This window comes from Exiguobacterium profundum, assembly GCF_001909285.1.
GTDB classification, from domain to species: Bacteria; Bacillota; Bacilli; order Exiguobacteriales; family Exiguobacteriaceae; genus Exiguobacterium; species Exiguobacterium profundum.
Map to the genome: position 1 here is coordinate 491,340 of NZ_MRSV01000001.1, position 10,777 is coordinate 502,116.

Consider the following 10,777-nt stretch of genomic DNA (forward strand, 5'->3'; position numbering starts at 1 on the left):
TTTTTTTTGGAGGAAAACAAATGAATGCTTTAGAGAGATTTATGGTGGCGCTCCCTGAAACGAATGTGATTCGAGAGCGACTCCAAAAAGTAGACCGTCAATTGGTGACGGGTTTGACGACAAGCGCAAAAGCGCTCGTCTTGGCTGGACTCGTGAAATCGTCCTCGAGACGTCTTATTGTCGTGACGCATAACATGTATCAAGCCCAAAAGATGTTCGATCAACTTGAATCACTCATCGGTCCGGACAAAACGTTGTTGTATCCGATCGATGAGACGCTAGCAGGTGAACTGTCACTGACGTCTAGTCCGGAACTGTTAGCCGCCCGAATTGATGCCCGTACTCGTCTCCTCGACCAAACAGGAGGCGTTGTTGTCGTGCCGCTTGGTGGATTACGACGCTATGTACCAAGTCCGGAAGCGTGGCAAGACAGTCGCATCATGTTGAAGCCAGGAAGTGACCTCGATTTAGCGGATTTTTCGAAACAATTGACGGGCATGGGCTATGAACGAACGGCAACGGTGACGACACCTGGTGAATTTTCCGTACGAGGGAGTATTCTAGATGTTTATCCGCTTACAGAAGCGCGCCCATATCGAATCGACCTGTTCGACACCGAGATTGACTCAATTTTCACGTTTGACGCGGAAACGCAACGCTCGCTTGGTGTAGTGGGGGAAGTGTGCATTACGCCTGCGACCGAGTTCATCGCAACGGAGAATCAGCTGAAGCAGGCGGGCGGTACGCTTCGGAAGCAGTACGACCGAACCGTCGAGTTGATTGGGAATGAAGTGATCCGTCAAGCCCTTGAAGAAGGAGTCATGACAGACATCGAGCGGCTTGAGCGTGGAGACCTTCCGGAGAAAGTTGGGAAGTATTCGCCATTGCTCTATACGTCCACACTCCTTGACTACGTTGGGAAAGACGCCGTCCTCATTTTAGATGAGGTGGCACGAATCGAGGACGCTGCGGACGTACAGGATCGTGAAGAGGCGGAATGGTTCTCCTCACTTATAAAAAAAGGGGAGGCTGTCAGCAATTACACGCTCGCCGTCCCGATGCATAAAGTCTTCCGCGACTTGAAGCAAGTCGCGTTCTCCTTGCTTCCGTCTCGTCGTTCGGGCATTCCGGAGAGCGATACGGTCCATTTGAGCTGTCGTCCGCTACCGGCGTTCCACGGTCAGATGCATCTATTGAAGCAGGAAGTCGAACGATGGCAGCAAGGTGATCAACGAATCGTCGTACTTGCGGGAGATAAGTCGCGTGCAGATAAGATTGAAGCGCTTCTTTCCGACTATGGAATCGCCTCGACCTTCACCAATGTCGATGGAGAGTTAGAACCGAGACGTGTCTCGGTCATCATCGGTCAAATCGAAGGGGGATTCGAACTGTCGACGAGCCGTCTCGTTGTCATATCGGAAGAAGAGTTGTTCAAGCGTGTGACGAAACGAAAACGTCAGACGAAGAATTTGACGAACGCCGAACGAATCAAGAGTTACCAAGAGCTGAAACCGAACGATTATGTCGTCCACGTGCACCACGGAATCGGGAAGTACCTTGGCATTAAAACAATCGAGGTCGGTGGAATCCATCAGGATTACCTGCACCTCGTCTATGCAGGGGACGACGCCCTCTACGTGCCGGTCGACCAAATCGATCTCGTCCAAAAATATGTCGGTGCCGAAGGAAAAGAGCCAAAGATTTATAAACTCGGCGGCACCGAGTGGAAGAAAGTAAAATCGAAAGTTGCCAAATCGGTTGAAGACATTGCTGATGAGCTCATTAAATTGTACGCGGCACGAGAGGCCTCGGTCGGTTTCGCGTTCCCTCCGGACGATGAAGAAATGGGTCAGTTCGAATCCTCTTTCCCGTACGCCGAGACAGAAGACCAGGTCCGTTCGATTGCAGAAATCAAAGCGGATATGGAACGCTCCCGTCCGATGGATCGCCTTTTGTGTGGAGATGTCGGATACGGAAAAACGGAAGTGGCAATTCGGGCGGCGTTCAAAGCCGTGCTCGCCGGTAAACAAGTGGCCTTTCTTGTCCCGACGACCGTCCTCGCCCAACAGCATTATGAAACGATGCTCGAGCGGTTCAGCGAATTCCCGATCAACGTATCGGTCATGAGTCGTTTCCGTTCGAAGAGTGAAATGACGGCGACGAAGAAAGGTTTGAAAGAAGGTACCATTGACATCGTCGTCGGGACACACCGCGTGTTGTCCAAAGACGTGACGTTCGCCAACCTCGGTCTCGTCATCATCGATGAAGAACAACGGTTCGGCGTCAAACATAAAGAGCGTCTGAAACAGTTGAAGACGAACATCGACGTCCTCACGTTGACGGCGACACCGATTCCACGGACATTGCATATGTCGATGATCGGAATCCGTGACTTGTCCGTATTGGAGACACCGCCAGAGAATCGTTATCCTGTCCAAACATACGTCATGGAATACGACGGCATCGTCTTGCGTGAAGCGCTCGAACGTGAACTCGCTCGCGGAGGACAGGCGTTCTTCCTCTATAACCGTGTCGAAGGGATCGAACGGAAAGCGGAAGAGATCCGGGCCTTATTGCCTGATGCACGAATTGCTACGGCCCATGGACGTATGACTGAAAGTGAGCTCGAGAGCCAGTTAATCAGCTTCCTAGAGGGCGAGGCGGATATTTTAGTCTCAACGACAATCATCGAGACGGGAATCGACATTCCAAACGTCAACACCCTCATCGTCCACGATGCCGACAAAATGGGACTGTCCCAGCTCTACCAACTCCGAGGTCGTGTCGGACGTTCGAATCGCATCGCCTATGCGTACTTTACGTATCGGAAAGACAAGCGCTTGACGGAAGTGGCAGAAAGTCGTCTTCAGGCCATCAAAGAGTTCACAGAGCTCGGCAGTGGTTTTAAGATTGCGATGCGCGACTTGTCGATTCGTGGGGCCGGGAACTTACTCGGTGCACAACAGTCTGGATTCATTGATTCGGTCGGTTTCGATCTGTACTCACAAATGCTCTCTGAAGCCATTGAGGAACGGAAAGACCGCATGCGTGGACAAGCGAAACAAGTCGTCTTCAAACCGGAGATCACTTTCCAGGCCGATGCGTATATCCCTGATGACTACTTGTCAGATAGCGAATTGAAGATTGAGATGTACAAACGCTTCAAATATGTAGATACGCCGAACGCGTTGTTCGCCCTTCAAGATGAACTGATTGAACGATTTGGCGAATTCCCGGAACCGGTCGCGTTGCTCATTCAATTGACACGTCTGCGTATTTATGGAGAACTGGCAAAAGTGAGTCGAATCAAGCAGACGCCAGGACGTATCGAAATTGTCTTATCGAAAGAATCGACGACGGCTCTGGATGTCCCGTCCTTCATGGAGTGGTCGATGCCTCTTGGTCGTAAGCTCGGCGTAGGGCAAGAAGATGGCGCCTTGAAACTGTCACTCAGCGGTCGGATGCCGCTAACAGAGCTCTTGAATGATGCCGATACTGTATTAGAAGAACTGATGAAGCGGTTGGTGGGCGATGCGGTCGCCAAGTAAGTTTGCGCAAGGCGTCGTTCTGTTCGCCCTTGCCGGCTACGTATCGAAACTGATCAGCTTCGCCTATCGTGTCCCCTATCAAAACTTGGCGGGGGACTTCGGACTTTATGCCTATCAAACCGTCTATCCGTTCGCGGCCATCGTGGCGTCACTCGGCATTTATGCGATGCCGGTCGTCATTGCGAAAATCGGCGTCGGTGCGAAAGGGACGAATCGTAAGTTAGAAGTCTTATGGGGAAGCTTTTACGCCTTACTTCTACTCTCGTCCATGCTTGTCGTCACGGTATGGCTGTTTGCCCCGACCCTAGCGAAATGGCTTGGAGATGAGCAGCTAGCTCCTGCACTTCGCGTGATCAGTTTGAGTTATTTACTCATGCCGGCGTCAGCCGTGTTGCGCGGGGCTTTTCAATCGAGAGATGACTTACGACCGAGCGCATGGTCGCAAGTGCTCGAGAACTTTGTCCGCGTGACGGTCATGCTGTCCCTATTATGGATTGGGGTCCGTCTCGGAAAAGATGCATATACGCTCAGTCAATATGCGTATGGTGCGACGCTCATCGGTGGGCTTGTGGCGATTGCCTTTTTAGTTTATCGCGCACGAGGAGTGCGGATTGTGAGGGTGCGCCGCGTCACGTTTCGGAGAGGAATGAAACTCTTGTTGACGACGGGTTTCGCGGTCGGATTCGCATCACTCGGGATTTTATGGATGCAACTGGTCGACTCCTTCACCATCGTCAATTTGATGGGTGGCACATATGAGGCGAAGGTGAGCAAAGGAGTGTTCGATCGAGGATATCCGCTCGTGCAATTCGCCATTTTGTTCACCACGACCATCGGGATGGCCAACGTGCCAACGCTCGTCCGTCACTATCGGGCAGGGCATCTCCAAAAGACGACACAGGGACTCCGTTCGATGATTCGTGTGACGACGGCGATTGCTGGTGCAGCGACCATCGGGTTGATGGGAGTCATGTTTTTCTTGAACGTGTCCTTGTTTGAAGACGAGTCCGGGACGCGAGCCCTTGTCTTCTTAGCGACGAGTACGTTTGCTGCCTCCTTGGCGATTGCGAGTATGACTTGTTTGCAGGCGATTGACCGAGAGTGGGTCGCGGCACGAAGTATGGTCGTCGCAATTTTAGTGAAAAGTATGGTAAACGCATGGCTTGTCCCGAGTTACGGAATCGAAGGCGCGGCAATCGGGACGTCGATTGGATTTTTAGCGATGGCATTCTATAATTTTCGGGCGCTTGACCGTTCGATTCCGCTCGGATCATTTCGATCGAAACATTATAAATCGCTATGGAAAGCCCTCGTACCGATGCTGTTCCTCATTGGCGTGTTAAACTGGCTAGGTCAGATGTGGGTCGATTCGCGAATCACTGCGTTCGGTTGGTTAATCGGAATGGTGTGTAGCGGTGCCGTCCTTTATATATGGAGATTATGGAGTACGCGAATGCTGTCACTTGCGGAATGGGAACTGATCCCGTTCGGAAGTCGTCTGCTCGATGTGCTCGAGAAAAAGGAGAACTAATATGGGTTATACAATCACGGTGGTCGGACTCGGGTCTGGTGAGTTGAATCAATTGCCGCTCGGTGTGTACCGCCATTTAAAACAACAACCGCTCGTCTGGTTGCGCACAAAAGAACATCCTGTCGTTCAAGAGTTAGAAGCGGAAGGACTCGTGTTCGAATCATTTGATTCGGTCTATGAATCGAGTGATACGTTTGAAGAAGTTTATGACCAAATTGTCGAGACGTTGTTGAGTAAAAGTGAAGAAATGGCGATCACATACGCCGTACCGGGCCACCCGTTCGTAGCGGAACGGACCGTCGAACTATTGGTGGAACGCGGTGCCGACCTTCATGTACTCGGTGGTCAAAGTTTCCTCGATGCCATGTTCCAGGCGCTCCGGATCGACCCAATCAATGGATTTCAACTGCTCGATGCGACCGCACTCGACCTTGAACGTTTGCAGGTGACCCAACATGTGCTTATCGGGCAAGTGTACGATGGATTCGTGGCGGGTGACGTCAAAGTGCAATTGATGGAACGGTATCCGGACGACCATCCCGTCACCCTTGTGACGGCTGCCGGTACGACGCAAGAACGAATTGAGCACATTCCGTTATTCGAAATGGACCGGATGGCGGAAGTGAATAACTTGACGACCCTCTACGTTCCACCGCTCGTGGATGAATCGTATTTGGCGAAGGATTTTGCGACACTCAAACAAATCATCGCAACGCTTCGAGGACCAGACGGGTGCCCGTGGGATCGTAAACAGACGCATGCGTCACTTCGCAAGTACCTATTAGAAGAGGCGTATGAGTTGATTGAAGCAATCAATGCAGAAGACGATGATGCCATCATCGAAGAATTGGGAGACGTCTTGCTCCAAGTGATGTTGCATGCTCAAATCGGAGAAGATGAGGGCTATTTCGATATTCGTGACGTAATCGGTTCCATCAGTGAGAAGATGGTGCGCCGCCATCCACACGTCTTTGGCGATGTCACCGTCGAAGATGCCTCTGACGTGGTGAAAAACTGGAATGCGATTAAACAGACGGAAAAAGGGGAAAAGAAACAATCGCAACTCGATGGTGTTCTCGTCGACCAACCTTCATTGATGCGAGCGGAGCAACTTCAAAAGAAAGCGGCTCACGTCGGATTTGAGTGGGATGACGTATCCGGTGCCTTCGAAAAACTGGAAGAAGAGTTAAAAGAATGGCATGAAGACCTAAGTGATGAATCGGAACTTGGGGACGTATTGTTCTCCATCGTGAACATCGCGCGATACGTTGGGCTGAATGCCGAGCAAGCATTAGAACAGACGAACCGAAAGTTCAAACGTCGATTCGAGTATGTGGAAGCGAACGGTGACCTTCACCAGATGACACTCGAACAGATGGATGTGCTTTGGAACGAGGCAAAGGAGAAAGGTTTATGAGACTAGATAAGTTTTTAAAAGTGTCACGTCTAATCAAGCGTCGCACGTTGGCAAAAGAAGTGGCGGACCAAGGACGAATTCAACTGAATGGGCAAGTCGCGAAGGCGAGCACAGAAGTTAAAGTCGGAGATGAGTTACAAATTCGCTTCGGAAATAAACTCGTCACGGTCGTCATCGATTCAATCGCAGAACATGCACGTAAAGAAGATGCGAAAGAAATGTATCGTTTACTTAAAGAAGAGAAGATGGACGGTAGTATCAACTCATAAAAAAAAGTATACTTAATGTATTAAGAGGAGGGGGATGAGGCGATGAACGGACGTAATCCGATGGATCGACAACGACGCATTCGAGCGCTAGATGAGCGTAGAGAACAGCTAGAAAAAGATACACATCGCCGACGAGTTCATCTTCGACGTCGTTTGGCGGCAGCCTCTCTCCTGTTTTTATTTGTCATGGTGTTGATTGGACAGAGTTACTTCTCGAAAGTAGGGTACGTATCGGACCAGCAACAAGCCTACGCACAAGCAAAAGTGGAGTTGCGTGAACAGCAGGCCGAACAGGATGAGTTGAAAGAGCAAGTGGAACGGTTACAGGATGAAGATTATATCGCGAACTTAGCACGAAACGAACTGCTTTTCTCTAAAGATGGAGAGATTATTTTCTACTTCTCGCCAGAGGAATAAGTCGGTTCGTTGACCGTTAGGGAAACGACTCGTATAATTAGAAAGAAACAAACAAAAAAGGAGTACATTATTTTATGTCAATTGAAGTAGGAAGCAAGGTACAAGGTAAGGTTACAGGGATTACGCATTTCGGAGCGTTCGTCGAGCTCCCAAATGGCAAGACAGGATTAGTACACATCAGTGAAGTGGCAGACTCTTACGTCAAAGACATTAACGAAGTGTTGACAGTCGGTCAAGAAGTCACGGTAAAAGTGTTGAACGTCGAAAATGATGGGAAAATCGGGTTGTCCATCAAGAAAGCAGTCGACCGTCCTGTAAGCGAACGTCCTGAGCGTCCTGAGCGTCCAGCTGGTGAGCGTTTCTCTCGTGGCCCACGTCCAGGTGGCCCAGGTCAAGGTGGTCCACGCGGTGGCGGCGGTCCGCGCGGTGGCGGCCCACGTGGTGGCGGTCGTCGTGAACAACGTCGTGAACCAGAAACATTCGATACATTGATGAGTAAGTTCTTGAAAGATAGCGACGAGCGTCTTTCGACGTTGAAACGTCAAACAGACTCAAAACGCGGTGGACGCGGAGCCAAGCGCGGGTAATCCTTCGTATACCAATTAGCTTCTACTCGTAACCATAGAGGTCTTGTAATGAGACGAGCCATGAACATTTTCGTTCATGGCTTTTTTTTTTTTTTTAAAATAAAAAAAAAATAACTAAAAGAGTTGCTTTTTTTCGAGGAATTTAGCAAAATAGGAAACATAAAAAAATAGTTATGTTTTATAAGTGAAGGTGGAGAGAAAAATGAATGGATGGAAACTGTGGACGGCGGAGTGGCGAAGTATCTTCAAGAACCCACGTGTGTTGGTTCCGATTCTTGCGGTCGCACTCGTACCGTTAATGTACGCCGGTATGTTCTTATGGGCTTTTTGGGATCCGTATGGACAGATGAAAGATTTGCCGGTCGCCATCGTCAATGAAGACAAAGGGGCAACGTTTGAAGGGGAGTCGCTTGCAATTGGAGATGACCTCATTGATAAGCTGCTGGATTCGGAGGCGTTCGAGTTCGTCGAAACGACGAAGAAAGAAGCGGAATCTGGACTGAAAGACCATGACTACTACATGGCGATCGAGATTCCAGAAAACTTTTCAAAAAAAGCGACGACTGCTTTAGATGAACATCCGGAGCAACTCGAACTGAAGTATATCGCAAATGAATCGTATAACTTCTTAGCCGCACAAATCGGTGGTTCCGCGATGGAACAAGTCAAAGCGGAACTGTCGACCGAAGTCTCGAAACAGTATGTCAGTGCGTTGAAAGACGGATTGAATGATGTGGCAGACGGACTTGGTGAGGCCGCAGATGGTGCAGCGACACTTGCGGACGGCTCAACGTCAGCAAAAGACGGTGCCGTCAAGTTGGCGGACGGGACGAAGCTTCTCGCTTCGAAACAACGTGAGCTCGCGGATGGAGCAAGCCAATTAAACGATGGGATGACTCAGTTGGCCGATGGTTCATCAGAACTCGCGGATGGGACGAAGCTTCTCGCTTCGAAACAACGGGAACTGGCGAATGGAGCAAGTCAATTACGTGATGGTGTTTCGCAATTGGCCGATGGCTCATCTGCACTCGCGGATGGCAGTCAACAAGTATACGAGGGCTCAGCCTCACTTTCGGACGGGGTCCATCGTGTCAGCGAGGGCGCTTCTGCCTTACAAGGCGGGACGAGCCAACTCGTTGACGGAACAGGAGCGTTCGCATCTAAACTAGATGAGCTGCACACAGGTGCGAAGACGTTGAACCAAGGTGTTCAAGACCTTGCTGCCGGCATCGAGCGCTCGAAAGAGGGGGCATCTGCATTACAGGATGGTGCCACAAAACTCTCAGGAGCGTTGACTCAGGCGAAGGACGGAAACGCGGCACTTGTTGCGGGTCAAACAGACGTGGTCAATGGAATCGGACAAATGAAGTCTGAATTGACTGCGAAACAAGATGAGTTGATTGGACAATTGACAGCGCTCGCTGAGTCGGGTCAATCGGCATCACCTGAAATGCTTCAAGCCATTGCGGCACAACTGAGCGAAGGGAAGCAAGAGACGGCGGCCGGGTTTGATCAACTATCCGCTGGCGCGACAAAAGTGAAAGAAGGACAGGTCGCACTTGGCGCAGGTCTTGATCAGGCAGGTACAGGTGCAGACAAACTATCGACTGGACTTTCTGAATTGAGTACCGGTCAAACGAAATTGGCCGAAGGTGCGAACGCATTGGCAAGTGGTTCAAGTCAAATCGAGCAAGGTACGCAAACGGCGGCCGATCGTTCCCAAGAACTTGTGTCAGCGAGTGCGAAGCTCAATCAAGGCGCGACACAACTTCAAGATGGGACAACTGAGCTCGCCGCTGGAAGTGACAAGCTTGTAGACGCGACTGGACAGTTGTCTGAGGGTAGCGAAAAGCTTGCGGATGGAGCGAAGAGCGCAAGCACCGGTACGAATGAATTGGTGAATGGTGCGAATCAATTAGCGGACGGTGGTCAAAAGTTGCAGTCAGGAAGCCGTGAACTGGCCGAAGGTGCGAAGGGTGCCGGAGCCGGAACGAGCAAGCTAACGGATGGCGCGAATCAGCTCGCGAATGGTGGAGAAGAACTTTCAGACGGTAGCGGTGAACTCGCTGACGGAATGAAAGAGCTCGCATCAGGTAGCGATGAACTTCGTGACGCCTTGGTAAAAGGTGCGAAAGACGCAGACATCGGTCTAACAGATGACAACGTCGAGATGATGGCCGGTCCAGTGTCGCTCGTCGACAACTCGATTCACGAGGTGCCAAACTACGGTACTGGATTTGCTCCGTACTTTATGTCACTCGGACTTTTCGTTGGGGCACTCCTTCTCTCGATCGTTTATCCATTATACGATCCAGCAGGGCGCCCGAAACGTAGTCTATCGTGGGTATTGTCGAAATCTGGTGTCCTCATGGTCGTCGGATTCTTGCAAGCCTTGATTCTCGATGTGGCTATGGTGCAACTGCTCGGTCTTGAAGTGAGCGAACCATTGAAATTCTTCGGTTTCAGCTGGTTGACGAGCATCACGTTCCTCTTTATCGTACAGTTGCTCGTGACAACACTCGGAAACCCTGGACGTTTCGTGGCGATCGTCTTGTTGATTTTACAATTGACGACGTCAGCCGGGACGTTCCCGCTTGAATTGATTCCAAGAGCATTGCAACCATTCAATGCCTTGCTTCCAATGACGTATACGGTTGCCGGATATAAAGAAATTCTATCGGCAGATGGTGCGCAGTACTTGCAGACGGCGACAACCTATTTAGTGTTTGTGGCTGCCGGATGTTTTGCATTACTATGGGCGTACTTCCGGATCGCATGGAAGAAAAAATATCGTCAAGTCGCATCAGAAGCATGATGTAAATACGATACAAAATCGTGTATAGTGGTTAAGACGACACTATACACGATTTTTTTCTTAAAAAAATATAAAAAAAGAATTGACACTCGAATGGTGACTGGTTATTATAGAAAATGTGCTTAGGACACAACAATAACATGGCGGTGTAGCTCAGCTGGCTAGAGCGTACGGTTCATACCCGTGAGGTCGT

General features: G+C 50.2%; 7 protein-coding genes. All 7 read left to right on the top strand.

The genetic code is table 11. From position 1 onward, the window contains the following. Nucleotides 1-20 precede the first annotated feature (20 nt). The 7 genes from mfd to BBB58_RS02645 all read left to right on the top strand — a co-directional run bounded on the left by mfd (nucleotide 21) and on the right by BBB58_RS02645 (nucleotide 10,584). On the top strand, nucleotides 21-3,548 hold the full coding sequence (gene mfd, locus BBB58_RS02615) for a transcription-repair coupling factor (protein WP_074035298.1): 3,528 nt from the start codon (nucleotides 21-23) through the stop codon (nucleotides 3,546-3,548). After that, a complete protein-coding gene (locus BBB58_RS02620) occupies nucleotides 3,532-5,079 on the top strand; it encodes a polysaccharide biosynthesis protein (protein ID WP_074035300.1) in 1,548 nt (515 codons plus the stop codon). The genes mfd and BBB58_RS02620 overlap by 17 nt, the downstream gene beginning before the upstream one ends. Nucleotide 5,080: 1 nt before the next feature. Next, complete coding sequence (gene yabN, locus BBB58_RS02625) at nucleotides 5,081-6,496, top strand: bifunctional methyltransferase/pyrophosphohydrolase YabN (protein WP_074035301.1); 1,416 nt, start codon at nucleotides 5,081-5,083, stop codon at nucleotides 6,494-6,496. Further along, entirely contained in the window at nucleotides 6,493-6,765 is a 273-nt protein-coding gene (locus tag BBB58_RS02630; protein ID WP_012727726.1) for an RNA-binding S4 domain-containing protein, read from the top strand. Before yabN ends, BBB58_RS02630 begins: the two co-directional genes overlap by 4 nt. A gap of 42 nt (nucleotides 6,766-6,807) precedes the next feature. Next, entirely contained in the window at nucleotides 6,808-7,182 is a 375-nt protein-coding gene (locus BBB58_RS02635; RefSeq protein WP_012727725.1) for an FtsB family cell division protein, read from the top strand. 74 nt (nucleotides 7,183-7,256) lie between these two features. After that, nucleotides 7,257-7,769, top strand: coding sequence for a S1 domain-containing RNA-binding protein (locus BBB58_RS02640; protein WP_012727724.1), 513 nt, complete (start codon nucleotides 7,257-7,259; stop codon nucleotides 7,767-7,769). A 202-nt stretch (nucleotides 7,770-7,971) separates the two neighbouring features. Continuing rightward, nucleotides 7,972-10,584, top strand: coding sequence for a YhgE/Pip domain-containing protein (locus tag BBB58_RS02645; RefSeq protein ID WP_074035302.1), 2,613 nt, complete (start codon nucleotides 7,972-7,974; stop codon nucleotides 10,582-10,584). Nucleotides 10,585-10,777 lie beyond the last annotated feature (193 nt).